The following is an 18660-nucleotide window of genomic DNA, read 5'->3' as shown; positions in this document are numbered from 1 at the left end:
CCAATCTTCCGAGCAGCCCCAACAGCCCCGGTGCCACTTCCCGGATAAAACCACAACGTCCCATCCGACTTCGTGGCAATAACATCAGGAACCCCATCACCATCAAAATCCTTGCCCGCAACCACATCTCTAACCGTCACGGCAATGGGCGCCTCCCGACCGCCGACAAAGGTCTTGAGCTGATCGTAGGAACCGTTGAAAACGTTTTGATCTCCGGGGAATGTACCAGCATCTGCATACTGCCAAAAGGTGAATGCCGGCCATCCTCCGGGCATGAGAACTCCGCTCAAAGGCGGGCCGTAGGCGGCAATCCACAGCGGGTTTATTGCAGAAAATGCCGTGGTGTTGCCCATGCAAGTCTGCCAAAAACTGTAGGAGGAATATATGACCGCGTCGCGGGATGTCAGGTTCTTATATGTCGAGGTGAAATCCCGTGTCCAGGCCACCAGTTGGGCGGGCGTCATGTTGTAGCATGACCCGACCTTATCCGCAGCACTCACGGGAACATGCGCCTCCAGGTCCAGAACTCCGGGCAAGGTTTTTCCGTCAGCAGACCAGCCCCCACCACTTTGAATGAAGACTTCTGCCTGGTTTTTCCCACCGGAAATATGGGGGCGGGCAAAATGGTAGGCGCCGCGCACCATGCCCACGGCCGCCGCGCCGTTGTACTGCTGGGCGAAGTAGTCGTTCATCGTCCAAGGACCTTCAGAGGCCTTGATGTAGGCGAACCGCGCACCATTGGCCCATGCCCCAGCCCAGTCGACGGTTGGCTGCCATCCGCTGACATCCATGCCCAGGGGCAGGCCTTCCGTTCCATCCGGCTGGATGGCCCGGGCACTGCTGCCATCCAGACCCAGCGCCTGGGCTCTTGGGAGACTTCGCGTTTGGCCGGGTGCGCCATTGGCGGCCGACTTGCCGGCAGAGCCCATCTCCGCCCCCGGACCCTCTGGTTTTGCGTATCCATTGGAAATCCCCGGCTCAGCCGCGGCTGGACTGGCTGCGACGTCCGGTGAGGGCGTCTCGAGGAGGGGCTGGGCGGATGCGGAAGGCGCTGCAGGCGAAGCGCTGCTTTCCGGTGATGTGGTCTCAGGACCCTGCGGTGCTGCCTGTGCCGACAATGGCCAAAGTCCGGCTCCACCGGCAAGGATCACTGACGTCAAGGCGATAACACTGGCAATGGATCCCAATCCAACTTTGCGACTGGGATGCCAGCAAGCAGCTGTTCGGGCGGGCTTATACGTTGACATAGCACCTTTCACGGTTTCCGTCCCCGAACGTCTGGGACACTGCCTCTTGTCGTGCGGGAGTACTAGCAGACCAGATTTCAACCGCAATCACGGCAGTTGGCCAGAACAGATTAGCATTCAGGGTTACCCCTGGCCGCAGCCACGGGACTGCGCAGGCCAGGTCGAGGAATGCTGTCGAATCCGTGGATTGAATTTGGCCTTCGTCCTAGTGTGCCATCTCCCGGGGATTCCGGGCCGTCCAATTGCGGATCATTTAGCTCGAGAATTGTGGGATGTTCCGGAAAGGGCCGCTGGAGACAGGGGAACCCGGACTGTTCCTATGTGCGGGCTGCTTTGGTACGCCTTGCGGCTTCCACCAATGCCCGCAGGATCATGATCCGAGCCCGCAGAATGACACCAAGAGAGCGCCACCCGCGAGGTGTGACGTTGTCCGCGTGCAAGCGGCGCCAGAGAGTGGGTTCTTGCAGGTGTGTCATGGATTTGCCAATATTTCCGCACAGGGCCATCCATAGATCATGAGACTCCACCAGATAGTGCGGGATGGGTGTGAATATCTCCGCCTGCCGCCTGGTCATCGCCATGGCACAGCCGTAGTAGGGCCGGTATCCAATGACTACCCCGAGGATGTTTCTCAGATAGCGGGAGGAATCAGCCGATGCCAATTCAGGAACACCATTCCGTGAACCGCCACCCAGGACGGCGAAGTTCGACGCCACGACGTCGGTGTCCTCCAGCGCACTGAGCATCGCCTCCAGCCTGCCGGGCATCCACACATCGTCCTGGTCGGCCAGGAAGATGAAATCACCGTGACTGGCAAGAACTGCCTGCTCAAAGGAGCGTACATATCCTTGGTTCTTTGCGACTTCAAAAATCCGGATTCGGGGATCCTGCAGCCCCTTGATGACAGCGACGGTTTCATCGGGCGAAGCATCGTCCACCACGACGACTTCATCGTTGGCACCCAATTGCGCCAAGATGGATTCCAGTTGCTCCCCCACGTAGCGGGCACCACGATATGTAGCCATGCAGACGCTTACACGCACAGTTCCAGGCTCTTCGTATGGGTTCTCGGTCATTGGACTCACTCTTCGCTCGATGCTGCACTGCCAAGGCCGCCGGAATCGAATCTAGACCGCCCCCGGACATTCTAGATGATCTCGGGGCACGCCCAACTCCAGTAGAGTGAAGAGACCAATCGACTGCCCAAGGATCCCATTCCCGACATGAAGACCGTTCTGCTGCGACTTTCAGGTTTTACCTTTCTGCCGCTCTTGTCGTTGGTCACACCACTGCTGCTGCTGCCTATCATTTCCGGATTTGTCGGCGCCGAAGGAATATCAAGCGTCATTTCGGGGCAGGCCATTGGAATTTTTGGCGCAACTGTCCTGCTATGGGGTTGGAACATTGACGGTCCGGTCGCCATTGCCCGGGCTGCAGGCAGCCATGATCGAGGCGCCATCTATCTGGCCAGCATGAGGACCCGCATCCTACTGATGCTGCTGATCGTTCCCGTTGTGGTGGTCCTCTCCGCCATGATTGCCGCTCCTGGGTTCAGAGCCGAGGCGGTCAACATGGCTCTTGCTTCGGTCCTGACGGGCATGTCCCCGGCCTGGTTCTGCATTGGCATGGGTCAGCCCAAGCTACTGGCCATTTTTGACACAGTCCCGCGGTTCCTGGCCACTGCCATATCGGCACCATTGCTGATGCTGACGCATCAGCTCTGGAACTACACAGCCATTCTCGCTGTGGCGACTGTGCTGGCCTTGGTCCTTTTCCACCGGAGACTGGCACCAACCGGTGTTTGGCTTCCAACAGATGTGCGGGCCACCCTCGGAGAAATCAAGGCGCAGGGACACACTGCGAGCATAAACCTAGCCGGTAACGCCTACGCCTCGACACCAACCCCGATTGCCACGGCAACCACATCCGCGGCTGCCTCCGGGGCGCTCGCCACAGCGGACACTCTCTATCGTTTTGGCCTGTTCACCATTGTGGCCTTGGGAAACGCGTTCCAAAGCTGGACCATCGAATCAGGGATCTCCAACACACGCCAGCGGCATGTCATGGCCATCTGGTCCCATGTCATATTGGGTGTCATCGGCGCCGCGATACTGACAGTAGCCGGACCCACGGCTAGCGCCATCCTCTTTGCCGGCCAGATTCAGGCCAGCACCGAACTCTGCTTCTACTATGGTGTGTCGTTTGCTTTCCTGTCGGCGAGCACACCGTTCATCCGCAACCTCCTCATTCCAGCCGGAGAAAGAGCCCTCATTCTTCGCTGGACTCTTGTGTCGGCTGTGTTTGGTGTGGCCGTCATGCTGGTCTCCGGCTTTGCCGGCAACGCCGTCGGGATTGCCATGGGCATGGCCCTCAGTGAAGCCCTGCTTTTCGTCACACTCCTTTTCCCCTCGCTGAGGGTTCTCAACCTTGGAAGGAATTCCCCCGAAAATGGCGAATAGTCAAGGCCACCAGACCACTGCCGCTGTCATTGCCGCCTACCGGCCGTCGCCCACCCTGGTCAGCACGGTCCGTGCTTTGGCGATGCAAGTAGACCACATCGTCATTGTTGACGACGGCTCGCCCGAAGGATCCGCCGGAGTCTTAGCGGAATTGGAGGGCACCGGGGCAACTGTGCTGCGGCTGCCCACCAACCAAGGCATCGCCGTGGCCCTCAATACCGGAGTCAACCATGCCCGTGAACAGTGGCTGCCTGACTACTTCATCACATTGGATCAAGATTCAGTGTTGTCCGAAGACTACGTTGCCACCGCTTTGGAAACCGTGGCACGGGCACAAGCAGCCGGCGTCGGCGTTGGCTTTGTGTGTGCCGCAAGCTACAGTGGCCATCCGAGCCCCGCGATGGGGGAGATTCAGGGATTCCGGCAGGCATTCGATCCCATGCAGTCCGGATTCGTCATCCCCCGGAAGACCATTGAATCCGTGGGTCCTTTTGCTTCGGATTTCTTCATCGACGGCGTTGATTCCGACTTCACCATGCGGTGCAGGGAAGCAGGTCTGGCCACAATCATTGGTCCTGACTGCGCCATCGAACATGATTTGGGTGAGCGCGGCAAAGCTGTGGTCCTTGGACGTAGCGTTAGCCTTTTTGGCCGGGAAATTTCCTTCAACTATCACTCCCCCAGCCGCATCTACTACATTTGCCGCAATGGAACTGTGCTTACCAAACGCTACGCGCGCCGCTATCCGAAGTGGGTGGCACGCCGTCTGATCGAGGAGTCAAAGGCACACTTGCTCCGTTTCCTTTTCAGCCCAAATAGAGTGAAACTGCTCACCGCAGCAGCTGCCGGTTTCCGAGACGCTCTGCGGTCAAGGATGGGCAGAATCCCCGCCGACTTGGAAACACGGCTCTAGCGCAGGACGCTCCGCCGGCCGGATGCACATAATTACACTTTGACTACTTGATATAGTTTGGATGATATGAATTCCTTACCCACCCAGCGCGTGCTGATCATCATGCCTGCCTGGAACGAAGAAGAAGCCGTTGCCGCCACGGTAGCGGAAGTTCTGGCCGCCAGTGAAAGCTACGATGTCCTCGTAGTCAATGACGGCTCGACTGACTCGACGGCGGCTGTTGCCGCAGCTGCGGGTGCAACCGTCTTGAACCTCCCGTTCAACCTTGGGGTCGGCGGGGCCATGCGTGCCGGTTTCAAATATGCACGCCGGATGGGCTATTCCCGTGTCATACAGGTTGATGCAGATGGCCAGCATGATCCGCGAAATATCGCTGAAGTTCTGGCCGGTCTCGAAGTAGCTGACATCTCCATTGGCGCGCGTTTCGCCGACCGGGGAGACTACACTGTCCGAGGCCCGCGCAAGTGGGCCATGCTCGTGCTGGCAAAGGTGATTTCAGCCGTGGCCAAAACAAAGCTTACGGATGTGACCAGTGGATTTCGTGCTGCCAACGACCGTGCTATCAGCCAGTACCTTGACCATTACCCTGCCGAGTACTTGGGAGACACGATCGATTCCCTCGTTGTGGCTCTTCGCTCAGGCTGCACCGTGACACAGGTGCCAGTGGAGATGCGCCCACGGCAGGGTGGGACCCCTAGCCATAATCCTATGAAGGCCGCCATCTACCTGGGAAGGTCGGTCTTTGCCCTGTTATTTGCATTTACCCGTAAGCGTTCTGTTGTCCCCTCCAACCAGCCGAGCCTCACTGTGCCGGCGGGAGAGTAGTCCATGAGTAATCTTGCAGCACTGCTGCTGGCCCTTGCCATCGTGGGCCTTGTCTTGGAAATGCTTCGACGGAAGAAGTTCCGTGAAAAGTACGCAACTTTGTGGCTTGTTGTGGGCGCACTCACTGTGGTTCTGGCAGCATTCCCTCAGCTGCTAAACATTGCCGCGGAGCTTTTGGGCGTACAGCTTCCATCCAACCTCCTATTCATCTTGAGTATTTTGCTGCTCTTGGGTGTTTGCCTGCATTTGTCCTGGGAATTATCCGTACTGGAGGACGAGACCCGAACACTTGCCGAAGAAGTGGCGATTCTTCGTACACAAATCGAAGAAGTCGCGGGAAGAATTTCCCCCACCGAAACTCAGAAAAGAGACGGCGACTAAATGCCATTGGATATCTTCATCCCCTATTGGGGAGATCCCGGATACATGGAAGCAACGGTGCGCAGCGTCGTTGCCCAGGATTGCGATGATTGGGAGTTGACGATCATCGACGACGCCTATCCTGACCGTGCCATCGAAAGATTTGTTGCTGAGTTGGCTCATCCGCGGATTACTTACATCCGCAAAGAGCATAACGAAGGGATCACCGCGAACTACCGAAGCTGTGTTGCCCTGGCAAAACAAGAAATGATAGTGATCCTCGGGTGCGATGACATCATTCATCCGAACTACGTTTCTACGATTCTTGCCGGTCACGAACGCTTCCCTGAAGCGTCGATCATCCAACCGGGCGTCATAGTGATCGATGAGGATGGCCGGACAGTCAATACGCTTGTTGATACTGTCAAGCAGCGTTGTGTAAAACCTCGCAGCAACAGCCGTCAACTGCTCTCCGGCGAATCCTTGGCTACAAATCTCATGCACGGTGTGTGGCTATACTGGCCGTCGTTGGCCTTCCGCACGGAGAAGATCCGTGAGGTTGACTTCCGCGAGGGTTATCCCATCATTCAGGATGTCGCCCTGACCATGGACATGATTTACCAGGGTGCACAGATATTGGTCGAACCCACAGTCTGTTTCTCCTACCGCCGCCATTCGGCAAGTGCCTCATCGGCCAAGCTCGTTGACGGATCCAGGTTCGCTGGCGAGCGTGAATACTTCGCTTTTGCCGCCAGCCAAGCTGAGGAGCTTGGCTGGACCAGAACCAAACGGGCCGCCAAGCTTCGGCTAACATCGCGCGCCCACGCCCTGGCTCTACTTCCACGTGCAGCAATGACCCGTCATACAGTGGCCATGAAGGCACTTGCCCGGCATGCCTTCGGCAGCTGACTCAAATCTTCGAAAGGTCTTTCGTGACTAATCCTTCTTCAACGATCCACTCCGGCGGGACCGTACTGGTCACAGGCGGCGCCGGTTTCATCGGCTGCGCAATATCAGCCACCCTCGTGGAAGCATTCGACCGCGTCGTGGTGGTGGACAACCTCCACCCCCAAATTCATGCCAGCGGGGAGCGGCCGGCAGAACTCGCTGAGGCAGTTGAGCTCATCGTAGGAGATGTAACGGAAGCCCAGACTTGGGACACGGTCTTGGCCACTGTGACACCCGACGTCGTCATCCACCTGGCGGCCGAGACTGGAACTGCCCAGTCGCTGAACGAGTCGACCCGCCACGCGCATGTGAACGTCGTCGGCACCACGCAACTGCTCGACGGACTCACAAGACACCAAAAACTCCCCCGTCGCATTGTGCTCTCATCCAGCCGTGCTGTTTACGGTGAAGGCGCTTGGACAAGGGCGGACGGCAGCACGTTCTATCCCGGTCAACGAACCAGCACAACCTTGGATGAAGGTCAGTGGGACTTCCCCGACGCCAGCCCAGTAGCGATGAAGGCCGCCACAACTTTCCCGGCACCTGTCAGCGTCTACGGTGGCACCAAGCTGGCACAGGAACACATCATCCAGGCGTGGGCGAAGTCCTTCGGCATTGAGACGGTTATCCTGCGGCTGCAGAACGTATACGGCCCCGGTCAGTCCCTCATCAACCCCTACACCGGCATCATGAGCCTGTTTTGCCGCATGGCCATGGGCGGAAAGTCCATCCCGCTCTATGAAGACGGTGACGTCCGTCGCGACTTCATCCTGATTGACGACGTTGCCTCAGCAATTGTTGCCGGGGCCTTGTCCGCTACAGTCCAGGATGAGCCCATGGACATTGGTTCCGGTGAGTTTCAAACGATCGGAACGGCTGCGGAATTGATCGCCAAGCATTACAACGCCCCAGCTCCTCATGTCACCGGACAGTACCGCCAAGGCGATGTGCGTCACGCGTGGGCCGACGTCTCCGATGCCGAGCGGGTACTGGGCTGGACACCTCAATACAATCTGGCCCAGGGCATCGACCTGTTGGCCAACTGGATTGACGCCCAGCCTGACGTCCAGCCAGCCTAGTCGCGCCGAATGGGCAAGGTTCCAGAGGACAACATCGCCGCAGTAGTTTCGTTGTACAACCCGGATGCTGGCGTTGTGGCACATTGCGCGGCGCTGATGGAGCAGGTGGGCCATGTGGTTGCCGTCGATGACGGAAGCCCCAACGACTGTCAGGGAATCCTGGCCCAACTGGAGTCCATGGGAGCCCAGGTTGTACGTCTACGGCGCAACAGCGGCATCGCCGGTGCCCTCAACGCTGGCATTCGGGCGGCTCGGGAACACGCCAGCAACCCGGTGTTCATTCTCACCATGGACCAGGATTCACTGCTTGAGCCCGGGTACACCGCCAAATTACTTGCCGCCCACGAGGTTGCCCGGGCTAACGGCGTCACTGTTGGCATGGTGGCTCCCGGATCGATCAGTGGCCTGCCGACCCGAAGGCGCGGGGCGCACAAGGATACTCTCCTTGGAGGCGAGCCGATCCAATCAGGCCTGTTGATCCCGTGTGAGGCATTGGACTCCATTGGCCTGCTGATGGAAGAACTGTTCATCGACGGGGTTGACACTGAGTTTTACCTACGGGCACGAGACGCCGGCATGGAGTCCGTACTGGCCCCAGAAGCCCGTCTGGAGCATGCGCTGGGTTCAATGGTTGTTGCCTCGCTCTTCGGCATCAAGATCGCCCCTGGTGGCCGTCCACTGCGCATTCGCACAGCGGCCAGTTACAGGTATTACTACGTTTTCAGGAACCGTCTCCTGCTGCTGCGTAAATATTGGCGCACGCAACCCGCTTGGGCACTCAAGGGCGTTTTGGCGGACTACCGGCACTTGGCGATTGTCACAGCTCTGGCTCCTGGTCGGGGCAAAAGACTGGCCTCGGCGCTGGCCGGTGTCCGGGACGGATTTGCCGGAATTTCGGGGCAACGCACACCCCGTTGATGCCGCAGGCATGGTCCGCCTTATTTTGCAGGGCTACATAGCCTTGGCCACATCAACAAGCTGATCCAAAATCGGATGGGGCCTTGTTCAGTTATCCGGTCAGATTGACCGGATAACTGAACAAGGCCCCAAATCCTTTAAGGACTGCCCTGCCTGTCCGCGATTGGCAGGCCCCGCAGTGGGAGCCCACCGGGCGTCACCAGATGCTCGCCTAGACGCTGAGCATGTCTTCTTTCGGCGAGTTTCGCTTCGGTGTGTGCTTTAGTCCAGCAGGGAAAAGTGACTTGTAGGCCACGACTGCCGCAATAGTCAGAACCGCCAAGTAGGCCAATGACAAGCCCTGCCAGGAAAATGGTGGCTGCCACAGCGGGTTGAACATTTCAGTCCAGTTTGTGTGCTCCTGCAAACCAACCACGTAACGGCGGAGAACATAGAGGAAAGCGTAGATGTGAACCCCCACTGCCCCGGCGATTAGCCAGCGGGCAACAGCCTTTGCCCTTGCACCCTGCGGCGCTGGGGCAGTGCGCAGGGCAACGCCACAGGCCAAGAGGAAGAGGACGAACAATGCCAACAAATAGCGTCCCTGCCAGATGTACCCGATCTCCTGAACTGCCTGCGCCTGGACAACCGCCGGTACCAGCAGCACCGCGGCCAGGCCGGCCCACACCGTAATTCGGCTTCTCAACCTCCGCACGGACAGTCCGCCGAGGATCACAGCAGCGAAGGCAAAGTTCCAAAATGCCATGATGGCACCCGGCAGCGGCGTGTCAAGCCACCCCATGACACCAACATATCCAGCGGAGTACTTGAACGTTTCATCAAGCATCCTGGCAAATGCCTGTGCTGGTGGGATGTCCGTGGGGGTGCCCAAGAGACTTTGGAAGCTGTTTGCCATCACCAGCCAGGCCAAGCTCAGCGCACAGCCAAGGACAATCAGGGCCATCATGGCCAGCCCCAACCGGTTCTTAAACACCGCGAGCAGTGGCTTCCATCCATAGAGCAGGACAGCCGCACCCACGGCACATGCCAGCCACAACAGAGACATGGCTCGCGTATTTGCCAGCACTGCACCGGATACACCGACGACAACCATGGCCAATCGGACATTTGCCAAGTTTCTGTAATTCTCAAACACCAAGCATGCACTCATGAACAGTGCCGCCGTCGTCACGATTTCCAGGGCGTTGGGGTTGATGGATCCGCTCAGATACAGCACCATGGGTGTCACTGCAACCAGCGTCACAGACTTCGGCCAGAACGGTCTCCGCAAACTGGCTGCCGCGCCAATCGCGAATGATAAGAACGCTGCACATATCAGGGCGCTGACACCCCGCATGGCGTAGAGTGCCTTGGCGCCGCTGAGAAACTGGGAAGGAAGTCCTACAACTGCGTAGTACATCGGATTGTAGTTACCTGCACTGGTTCCCGCGTCGACAAGTTCCTGTGCCGACGCCTGAATCGGGGGCGCACAATCCGCAGTCACGGTGGCACGCCACGCCATGCAAGCCTGGCCGCCGAGATTGGCGATGTAGCCAGGCACCCGAACGATCGTGAGGTCACTCTGCTGGCCTCCGGAGACGCCATTCAATTGCCCATGCGCAACGGAAACAGCCTTGATGGTGTGTGCTGGCTCGTCCGGAACTGACATAAGTGGAGAGGCAAATACCCACAACATGGACAGCGCGGCAACAATCGGGAAAACACCAAGGGATCGACGCAGAAAAGCTGCCGCCCCTGACCTGGCTCGGGACTGGCTAGGGGCAGGAATCAAAGTAGACATTGTCAACAATATTACCGTATGGGATGGGGCAGCCGTGTTGGTGGTTCAGCTCATCATGCCCGCGGACCGCTGCTCGAATCGGGATTTACTGGTGCACCTTGTCCCGGAATTTCTGCCCCAAAGCCGAAAGGGCCAAGGTCATTGGCACGTGCCGTGGCCCCACCATTGACGGCCGGGCCAGCACATCAGTCAGCTCATGGCGGCCAGCGGAAACAGTCGCCGCAACCCGCAAGACTGTCCCAACCCATGCACTTCTTGCCGGCGGGCATCAAGGCTGGCAGCCGCCGCCCAAACGGGCTACAGGCGATTCCTGGCTAAACGACTACCGTGTCGTTTCCCGGCGATGCTGGGGTCACTGCAGCCTTTGGCTCCGCTTGAAAAGTAACTTGTAGACCAGCACGCCAGCGACCAGCCAACGAGCAACGGACTTGGCCCACTCCCCACTGGGAGCTGGTCGAACTTGCAAACTCACGACGCAAACCAGAGCAAACAGTACAAGCTAGCATCTGCCTTGCCAAAGGTGTCTGAGTTCACTAACAACCTGGCTCTGAAGAATCGGTGGCAAGACAATGACGGCAACCATGACAAGCCACACGGCGATCCGGCTGTGCAGGCGCCTTGCGGCAAGCCCTCCAAGAATGATGGCTGCAAATGCGCAGTTCCAGAAAATCATGACCGCGCCAAGGGCCGGGGATCCAGCCAGTCCATGATTCAAATGTAGCCAGACGAATAGAGAAACGTTTGATCAAGCATGGCCGCGAACACCTGTCCCGGTTTCACGTCAATGGGAACCCCTCCCAGACTCCTAAAACTGTTCGCGACGGCAAGCCACGCCAAAATAGCTGCACACCCTAGTGCCTCTATTGCCATCATCGACTGCCCAGACGGTTCCTAGCCACTGCGACCATGGGCTTGAACCCGTACAGAACGACTGCCGCGACAACTGCTGCGGTCAGCCAAATCAGCGACAAGGCGCGCGTGTTGGCCAAAACAGCGCCGGAAACACCAGACATGCACTTAGAAAAATGAGATGCCATGGTGAACATCTCAAGTGCAATGGGATTGATGGAACCGTTGAGATACAGCACCATGGGCGTTACCGCCACGAGCGCAGCTGTAGTCGGGCAAAATGATCGACGCATGCAGGATGCAGTGCCAATTGCCAGAGCGAGAAAAGTGGCACCCATCAAGGCGCTCACAGCCCGTACTGCGTACTCGGCCGACTCACCGGTCATGAATCGGGACGGCAATCCAGCCAGCGCCTAATAAACAGGGTTGTAGTTGCCAGCGCCCGTGGCTGCGTCGACCAAGTCCCGTGTATTCCCGTCGATGGGCGGTGCGCAGTCAGCCGTCACAGTCGCTTTTATGCCATGCATGTTTGTTGGCCAATAGCTGCAACGTAGTGGGGCACCTGAACCAGCGTCAGCTTGCCTTCGTTGTTGCCTCTGGTGCCGCGAATCTGTCCGTTTGCCACTGCAACGGCCTCGATCGTGTGCGCAGGTTCGTCCGGAACTTACATCAGGGCTGACGCCCCTGACTTGGACATGGACCCGTTTGGGTCAGGGATAAAAGTAGACATTATTCGCAATAATATTGTGTGTATTATCGCTTCATTGCAATGAAAACCGCCAAAGTAAAGCGGCAAGTCTTTCTTTGCAATTGTTTAACGAATCCTCAAGACCTACGCCTTACCGAGCGCATGATTGGTTGCTCCACCAACAGCCAGCTGGCAATGGCCAGTGGCATGGTGGCCAGGAGGGCGGCTAGGGTGAACCACCAAACGCCCCAATGGTAAGCACCGAAGACCGCGAGTAGCTGTTGAACCGGGAAAGCGTAGATGTAGGCCCCGTAGGAAACATCATTCTTCAGCACCAGCTTGGGACTGGGGAGCCAGGTTGAAATCCACAACAGCACGTACGCCAGGAATGGTGCCGCAAGTTGGTTACCGAAGCCCTCAAGACCAAGAATCGACGCCGCTGCGAGAACTGCCGCGACCGCCGCACCCTGCCAGCTCAAGCCAATCCGCTTCGAAAATACTTTGACCACCGCACCCCCGAGGAAGAATGGGACCAGACGGGCCAACAAATTGAAGTCAAGGTTATTTTGAATGTAGGGATCAATCTTTTGCAGATTGGCCCAGACCAGAACACTCAAGATGAACGCGGCCACCATGGGCCAAGGGGTCTTCTTGAAGATGGCAAACGTACCCAAAAACGCGACCAGCAGGTAGCAAAGGAATTCAAAGTACAGCGTCCACAACGACCCGTTCCAAGCACCGGGGTAGGGCACCCCAGCCGGTGTACCAGCAATGTCATAGGTGGAAATCTTTAAAAACATGTTCGCAAAAATCGAGTTCGCAGGCGTGGTTGGCGTCTGGAAGAACCCATGCAAAGAGGAATGTTGTATGTAGTACGCGATGGGAGCAAAGATTGCAGCCATCGCCACCAGGCAGACCAGGAACGCCGGCACGATTCGGGCTATGCGGTGGACCAGAAAGGTGCCAAGCCGGTTGTTGAAGCGGCTTCCCGTGATCAGGTAGCCACTGATACCAAAGAACCCCGCAACAGCCCAGCCGCCAAGGTTCTCACCCTTGAACCCTGGGCCGGTCCCGGCTCCCACGATGAAGAAACTGTGCGCAAAAAGAACCATCAGTGCGAGTATTAGCCTGATGAAATTCAGGCTGTTGTTCCGTGGATCAAGGGGTGCGCCGAATCGCGTGGCAGGATCAGTCCTCGCACCTTGGGCGGTACCGGGCAAGGTTATCCCGCTGGTTTCACGATTGAGCATTGTGCAATTCTATAACAGGCGTCAAGTGCTATCACAACCAGCACCTATGGCCAATCAGTTTGCTGTCGTATGTCTTCTGAGTCATGATTTATGACATGCGAGGAATAATCTTGGCCGGCGGTACCGGTTCACGGCTTCATCCAATCACCTTGGGCATCAGCAAGCAGCTGGTCCCTGTCTACGACAAGCCCATGATCTACTATCCTTTGTCGACCCTGATCCTGGCTGGCATCCGCGACATCCTGATTGTCACTACCCCGCACGACGCCGATCAGTTCCAGCGGCTCTTGGGTGACGGGTCACAATTCGGCGTCAACCTGACTTATGTCCAGCAGCCTTCACCGGACGGCCTGGCACAGGCGTTCGTCCTCGGCGCGGACCACATCGGCAACGACACCGTTGCGCTGGTGCTCGGCGACAACATCTTCTACGGTCCGGGTATGGGCTCACAGCTCCGCCGTCACGCGAACATCGACGGCGGCGCCGTATTTGGGTACTGGGTAAGGGATCCGAAGTCCTATGGCGTGGTCGAATTCGACGCAGCCGGCAAGGCCCTTTCCTTGGAGGAAAAGCCGGAGAAACCTAGAAGCCACTACGCAGTTCCCGGACTGTACTTCTACGACAACGATGTCATTGAGATAGCAAGGAACCTCAAGCCGTCACCACGCGGTGAGTTGGAGATCACCGATGTGAACAAAAACTACCTGGAGCGCGGAAAGCTGCAGGTAGAAATTCTCCCCCGCGGAACGGCGTGGTTGGACACCGGAACATTCAGCGACCTCAACGACGCGTCCAACTTCGTTCGCACCGTCGAAAATAGGCAAGACCTCAAGATCGGTGCTCCGGAAGAAGTCGCCTGGCGCCAAGGATTCCTCAGCGACGACGAGCTCCGCCAACGGGCAGAACCACTGGTCAAGAGTGGCTACGGCGCTTACTTGCTAGGCCTGCTGCAGTCCGGCCAGGGTTAGCCCAGCGACACTGTGATTCTAGGTGATAGGTTCCCTGAGTCCTAGACAAAGTTCCAACTGACTTGAGCAAAATAGTTACACCCCTATCTGCGGATAGGGGTGTTTCTTTTTGACGTCACTCGCCGGAATTGCGGCAATGGACTCGAAAGGTCCATGACTATTGGCGTTTGGCTTCTGAGCACAGCCCTGTGGCTGACAGGCATCCACCGAAGCATCTCCACAGTCATCCCCGGAGTCGCCCCGGGGCTTCTGTTGCGAAGCCGGCCCAAGCGGGCGGTCGTCGAGCAATCTCAAGGTCATGGACGCAATGGCACAGCATCGCCTCGGTTATTCGACAGGATAGACTTGAACCGTCGGTTGGTGTCAAAAATCCATACCGCAGCCGATCCAGCCGCTTTTGGCGATGGAATAACGCTTTTGGAGACCAAGATATATGCCGCAGCAATCCCCCACAACCGGCCGCAGGTCGTTGGTTGCCATACTGGACAACAGCTACCTGCTGAAATTCCTGTTGGTGGGTGGCTTGTCATTTGCCATCGATCTTGCTCTCTTGGTGGTGCTGCATGAAGTCTTTGGTGTAGGTCTTTGGCTTGCCACGCCCGTAGCCTTCCTGACGAGCCTGATCTTCAACTTCCTGCTCCAGCGCATCTTCACTTTCAAGGCAACAAACCGCAGTCATGCCAGTTTTATTCGCTACGCGATACTGGTGGCCTTCAATACTTTGGCCACGGATCTTATTGTAAATACGTTTGCCAATTTGGAACTCACCTACACCGCTGGAAAAGTAGTTGCCACCGCGCTAACGATGGTGTGGAACTTCTACCTCTACAAGTACTGGATTTTTCGCAGCGATCGACAGCCGACCCAAGCGGGCACGGAGAATGATCCGGACGCCGTCCCGCAGCAGGGCGGCGTAGAGGCTCCCATCACACCCGGGAAGTAAGATCACCGGGTCTGCAACGCTGCTTCCTCCAACGCCGCATTCATGAATTCAACGCGATCCCTGCTGCTCTTTGGGACCTGATCTGTCCTATGGTGGGTAACTGCCCGGCCTAAGTCGTGAGTGGCGCATGCATGCTCGGTTTCAGGCTGTGGGCTGTGGGCTGTGGGCTGTGGGCTGTGGGCTGTAACAGGATGTACACATTCAGTAACGTGATTTGAACTGATACCTGCCCGTGCCAGCTTGACAGTGGACTCTCACACAACAATGTTCCTTCCTCCGCACTCAAGCGAGGAACAGAGCCAGCAGCGCGGCACGATGTGGGTGAAGCCGCTGAGCCACCACACCAAGCGCGCCAAGAGCATGGACCCGCCGATGGTCGCAATCCGCCGCTCTGGCCCCGTGCACGGAGCCAGAGCGCCTATGAACTCCGCCTCGCCCCTCCTGCGCGGCAGCGGCTGCTAAAGCTTGGGCCGGCGGATGGCAGCCAAGGCAGGAATATTGATCAGCTTCTTCCCTGGAAAGAGATAGAAGTAGAAACGCTGCCCTGCAAGCAGCAGGACCACCCCGTAAATCAGGGTGAGGACCAGCCAGCCGAGAGGCGGCTGCCACGATGGGTGGCTGATCATGGTCTGCCAGGTACTGATATCCGTAATGCCGACTACGTAGCGCCTCAAAACGTAGAGGAAGGCGATCACATGTGAAAATAGTGCCGTCAAAATCAGGATTCGGGCAATGGACTGGTTGCGCCTCCTGGTGGAGAAGCCCAAGGAGCGCAAAGTGACGCCGGCTGAAACGAAGGCGACCAGGACCAATGGCATGCTGTAGCGGCCCTGCCAGAAGAAACCGACCGTGGTCACCAGCGACGCTTGCAGAAAAGCCGGTACCACGGCGACTGCCAGCAGTGCCAGCACAAGGGCGAACAGAATCTTGCGGGGACGGGCCAACAGCGCCATGAGCAGGGTTGCCACGAACAGCATGCTCCAGAAGGCAATTACTCCCTGGGGAACAGGGGTGTCGAGCCACCCCACAACTCCGATGTACTGCGGTATGAAGTCGAAAGTCCTGTCCAACATGGTCACAAATGCCTGGTATGGAGCGACCCCTGGCGCAGGATTGATGATCCCTTCCGGTGCCGTTCCACTGGACGCTGGCGCGTTCATGCTCACCACCATCCAGAGGAGGCCTAAGACAACGCCTATGGCGGCAAGCCCAACACCGATCAAGACAAGCCGATTGCCCAGAACCCGCTTCACAGCGTCCCACTTGAAAAGCAGGAAGGCAATGACAACTGCACATAGGAGCCATACCAAGGACACGGAGCGGGTATTTGCCAGAACCATCGTGGCCGCGGCGACTGTAGCAATGGCAGGAAGCGTGCTTCTGATCGAATGCGCACGATCCAGGACCGCCAGCAGCGCACAGAAAGCAGCCATTGTTGCTGCAATCTCGATGGAATTTGGGTTGATTCCAGATGACAAGAACAAGACCATCGGAGTGACTGCCATGGACGCCGTGACCAAGGGCCATTTGGGCTTGCGAAGCTTGCTCAATGCCATAAAAGCCGCCCCATAGAACACAGCAGAAAACAGGACGCTGACGATGCGCATGGCGTAAATCGCCGGTGCGCCGGTCATGATCAGACTTGGCAGACCCACCACCCAGTAGTACATGGGGTTGTAGCTGCCAGCCGATGTGACGCCGATAACGTCAAAATTGTCTCCAGCGGGAATGGCAGGTGCGCAGTCGGCAGTCCTGTTTCTGGAAAAGGTAAAGCACGTCTGGGCGTCTAAGTTCGCAATATAGGACGGAATCTGGAAGTGGACCCCATTCCCAAAGGACTGACCCGGCTCTGCTGCTATCTGCCCCCTGACGACGGCGGCTGCCCTGATGGTGTGTGAGGGTTCGTCCGGGTAAGCCATCAGCGGTGTCGCAATGGCCCACAGAGTGCCGAGAACAGCAAAGACCAGAAAAAGCCGCAGAAACAACCCGTTGCTGCGGACGGGGCTCGCCAACCAACCTTCCCCCTGGGGAATAGTCTCCTGGTAATTGCTCTCGGACATGCTTCTCCGTATGGTTTTTTGATTCAATAAAGTTTTCACAGACATTTAATCCTGCCAGTTATCGGCTGTAGTCAATGTTTGCAACAAGGTCTTGTGCGGCCTGCAGCGCTTTTTGGCTCGGGGCATAGCTGCCAAGGGCAATCCATACTTTGGTTTGGCCAGGCTCGCTGACCACATAGCTGGCCCAGGATCTGACAAGCGTGGCGATGGCTTCGTGCTTATATTGTGAACAAAAAACTTGATATCTGACCGAACCTAATTGGTATCCCGTTCCCTCACTCGAACCCAAGTCAATGGCAACACCGCGAGAATTCAGGGTCACCTGACTGCTGCCTATGGCAGCGTCAATTTGATCATTGCTGGGCGCAACGAAGTCAGCGTTGAACTTCAAGGCAGCCGTATTGAATCGATTCCCAATGTCCGCCAGATTCAGAAAGGCTATGGTGCCGAAATTGTCGTCAACTTCGTTGGGAATGTCCTTGTCCAGTTCAAGCCTTGTTCCGGCAACTGTGTCAGGCCATCTACTCGAAGGCTTGGCGGTCCACGAAGCAGGCGCATTCCGGGAGAAATATGTGCTGCCAGCCAGGGACAGCGAAGAGCTGGCTTTGGAGGTCACGGGCACTATCGGTGCACTGGGCAATTCAACGGCGGGATTCAGGGCCTGGATTTTGGGATCGTTCCACGAGACTACGGCGCCATTGAAGATCGCCGAGAGCGTTGACGCGTCCAGTTTCAGCCCGCGGACACCACTGAGGTTGTAGGCAACTCCAACCGGGGAAATCGTCGTCGGCACGGCAAAGGCACCGTCCGGTCCGCACGAACCGATCGACGCCGCCTTGTTCGTTTCATCCAATGGTGTATCACTGGTGGCAACGTAGGTATTACCTGAGACAAGCGCCTGAAGACCAACATCTTGTCCATCCGGGGAAAAATTGGTGGATACTCCCCTGTTCTCTTTTACCCACGAGTCACGCCAGACATTGATGGCGCTTTGTTGCGTGCCGCTGCCGACAATAATCAAGGCACCCCGGATCGGATCCGCCGGAGGAGGGCTGGAACAAGCACCCAGCAAGGCCACGCAACACAGCGCCACCGCGACTTTTAATTGTCCGGACCACTGACGGTTCACAGAGATTTCCCTTCGAAAACTAATTGGGCGCAAATCGAATCGACCGATAGACTCTCCTAGCCTATCGTTTGTTCGGCTCTGACTTGGCATCGAAGGTCCTGCAGGGCGCCCAGCAATCCGAGGCAATATTACGCCGGGCTGGGGTTCGAATAATACCTTTCCCACGGCCTGACGGCCACGAGTATTGCAACCCGATTCCAGCTAGAAAGTCCAACGAAGATGTCTCTAACCAGCAGGAATTTGG

16 protein-coding genes are annotated in these 18660 nt (G+C 57.4%); 9 read left to right on the top strand and 7 right to left on the bottom strand.

Features of this window, described 5'->3' with window-relative positions; all coding sequences use genetic code 11:
* Nucleotides 1–1247, bottom strand: a 1247-nt coding sequence (locus tag CVS28_RS11800) for a GH25 family lysozyme (RefSeq protein ID WP_279325070.1), incomplete at its 3' end; no start/stop codon positions are given.
* Nucleotides 1248–1564: 317 nt separating this feature from the next.
* Nucleotides 1565–2323 carry a glycosyltransferase gene (locus CVS28_RS11795; protein WP_103464646.1) on the bottom strand — a complete coding sequence of 253 codons (759 nt, stop codon included), beginning with the start codon at nucleotides 2321–2323 and terminating at the stop codon, nucleotides 1565–1567.
* Nucleotides 2324–2470: 147 nt separating this feature from the next.
* On the opposite strand from CVS28_RS11795, the gene CVS28_RS11790 reads away from it, so the two are divergent.
* From CVS28_RS11790 to CVS28_RS11760, 7 genes are all read left to right on the top strand, one after another.
* Entirely contained in the window at nucleotides 2471–3706 is a 1236-nt protein-coding gene (locus tag CVS28_RS11790) for a polysaccharide biosynthesis protein (protein ID WP_103481625.1), read from the top strand.
* A complete protein-coding gene (locus CVS28_RS11785; RefSeq protein WP_103481624.1) occupies nucleotides 3696–4619 on the top strand; it encodes a glycosyltransferase in 924 nt (307 codons plus the stop codon). Before CVS28_RS11790 ends, CVS28_RS11785 begins: the two co-directional genes overlap by 11 nt.
* A 66-nt stretch (nucleotides 4620–4685) precedes the next feature.
* Entirely contained in the window at nucleotides 4686–5444 is a 759-nt protein-coding gene (locus CVS28_RS11780; RefSeq protein ID WP_103464649.1) for a glycosyltransferase family 2 protein, read from the top strand.
* 3 nt (nucleotides 5445–5447) lie between these two features.
* A complete protein-coding gene (locus tag CVS28_RS11775) occupies nucleotides 5448–5825 on the top strand; it encodes a DUF2304 domain-containing protein (protein WP_103464650.1) in 378 nt (125 codons plus the stop codon).
* The gene (locus CVS28_RS11770) at nucleotides 5826–6713 is read left to right on the top strand and encodes a glycosyltransferase (RefSeq protein WP_103464651.1); all 888 of its coding nucleotides are present in this window, start codon (nucleotides 5826–5828) and stop codon (nucleotides 6711–6713) included.
* 23 nt (nucleotides 6714–6736) lie between these two features.
* Entirely contained in the window at nucleotides 6737–7831 is a 1095-nt protein-coding gene (locus CVS28_RS11765) for an NAD-dependent epimerase/dehydratase family protein (protein ID WP_103481623.1), read from the top strand.
* A 9-nt stretch (nucleotides 7832–7840) separates the two neighbouring features.
* Nucleotides 7841–8749 (top strand): glycosyltransferase, encoded by a 909-nt coding sequence (locus CVS28_RS11760; protein ID WP_103481622.1) that lies wholly within the window; start codon nucleotides 7841–7843, stop codon nucleotides 8747–8749.
* Between the two features lie 211 nt (nucleotides 8750–8960).
* On the opposite strand, the gene CVS28_RS11755 is transcribed toward CVS28_RS11760, so the two are convergent.
* The 3 genes from CVS28_RS11755 to CVS28_RS11745 all read right to left on the bottom strand — a co-directional run bounded on the left by CVS28_RS11755 (nucleotide 8961) and on the right by CVS28_RS11745 (nucleotide 13316).
* Nucleotides 8961–10529, bottom strand: a complete 1569-nt coding sequence (locus CVS28_RS11755) for a DUF2142 domain-containing protein (protein WP_103481621.1) — start codon at nucleotides 10527–10529, stop codon at nucleotides 8961–8963.
* A gap of 869 nt (nucleotides 10530–11398) precedes the next feature.
* Nucleotides 11399–11635: a hypothetical protein gene (locus CVS28_RS19710; protein WP_165788136.1), complete on the bottom strand. Its 237-nt coding sequence runs from the start codon at nucleotides 11633–11635 to the stop codon at nucleotides 11399–11401.
* A gap of 568 nt (nucleotides 11636–12203) precedes the next feature.
* Complete coding sequence (locus CVS28_RS11745; RefSeq protein ID WP_103481619.1) at nucleotides 12204–13316, bottom strand: acyltransferase family protein; 1113 nt, start codon at nucleotides 13314–13316, stop codon at nucleotides 12204–12206.
* A gap of 95 nt (nucleotides 13317–13411) precedes the next feature.
* Between CVS28_RS11745 and rfbA the strand changes: the two genes are divergently transcribed.
* Nucleotides 13412–14284, top strand: coding sequence for a glucose-1-phosphate thymidylyltransferase RfbA (gene rfbA, locus CVS28_RS11740; protein WP_103464760.1), 873 nt, complete (start codon nucleotides 13412–13414; stop codon nucleotides 14282–14284).
* A 433-nt stretch (nucleotides 14285–14717) separates the two neighbouring features.
* A complete protein-coding gene (locus tag CVS28_RS11735) occupies nucleotides 14718–15227 on the top strand; it encodes a GtrA family protein (RefSeq protein WP_103464658.1) in 510 nt (169 codons plus the stop codon).
* A 458-nt stretch (nucleotides 15228–15685) separates the two neighbouring features.
* Here the strand turns inward: CVS28_RS11735 and CVS28_RS11725 are convergent, their stop codons facing one another.
* Nucleotides 15686–17287 (bottom strand): DUF2142 domain-containing protein, encoded by a 1602-nt coding sequence (locus tag CVS28_RS11725; protein ID WP_165788135.1) that lies wholly within the window; start codon nucleotides 17285–17287, stop codon nucleotides 15686–15688.
* 58 nt (nucleotides 17288–17345) lie between these two features.
* Nucleotides 17346–18506 carry a substrate-binding domain-containing protein gene (locus tag CVS28_RS11720; RefSeq protein ID WP_103481616.1) on the bottom strand — a complete coding sequence of 387 codons (1161 nt, stop codon included), beginning with the start codon at nucleotides 18504–18506 and terminating at the stop codon, nucleotides 17346–17348.
* Between the last annotated feature and the right edge of the window lie 154 nt (nucleotides 18507–18660).

This window comes from Arthrobacter glacialis, from assembly GCF_002909415.1.
Lineage (GTDB): Bacteria > Actinomycetota > Actinomycetes > Actinomycetales > Micrococcaceae > Specibacter > Specibacter glacialis.
This window is presented reverse-complemented; position numbering and strand designations above follow the sequence as displayed.